Source organism: Pantoea eucrina, assembly GCF_002095385.1.
Taxonomy (GTDB): domain Bacteria; phylum Pseudomonadota; class Gammaproteobacteria; order Enterobacterales; family Enterobacteriaceae; genus Pantoea; species Pantoea eucrina.
In genome coordinates this window covers 1-619 of sequence record NZ_MIPP01000092.1, presented here as the reverse complement: position 1 = coordinate 619, position 619 = coordinate 1, and the positions used below count along the sequence as shown (strand labels likewise).

1 protein-coding gene is annotated in these 619 nt (G+C 71.6%); it reads right to left on the bottom strand.

Going from position 1 to position 619, the window contains the following annotated elements:
* A partial coding sequence (locus tag HA43_RS18495) for a DNA glycosylase AlkZ-like family protein (protein ID WP_211279592.1) occupies nucleotides 1-619 on the bottom strand: 619 nt, incomplete at both ends.

Sequence of the window (619 nt, the reverse complement as noted above, 5' to 3'; positions counted from 1 at the left end):
CCGGCGCGGCGATCCACTGCACCCCGCCGGAGGCGGGTTCGCTTCTGACGACACCCGGCGTCTCCGCCAGCAGCCTCTCTGCCGTGCCGGCGTCGAGGCCAAAATGCCGGGCGACCTGGCTGGCTCTTACCAGCGTGTGCGTCTGCAGATAGCGGCTGACCAGCCCCTGCAGCGGGCGAACCGCGCTCTCCGGCACTGCGCTGCCGCCACCGGAGAGCGCCTGCAGGCGGGCGGCATCTTCTGCGACCGCAAAACAGGCCTGCGCACCAGACGTAACCGGCAGGATCCGGCCCGCCTGCTGCAGGGTCTCCAGTACGTCAGCCAGCGGCGACGCGCCCCGGTAGCGCCGGGCTATCTCTCCGGCGCTGAGCGGCCCCAGTTCGCGCAGCAGATCCACCACCGTCTCCTCGCCGGTAGCCTGGCGCGCTGGCGTCAGGCGCTGCAGCAGCGCTTCCGTCTGTGCAATGACGTTTGCGTCCAGCAGCTGCTCTGGCGGCAGCGCCCCGATCAGCTCGCTGAGCAGTGACGTATCCAGCGCCAGCAGTGCGGCCAGCTGCTCAGCCTGCGGCACCGCCCGGCGGTCGGCGTCAGCCAGATGGCCGGTCAGCAGCGCGGGCAG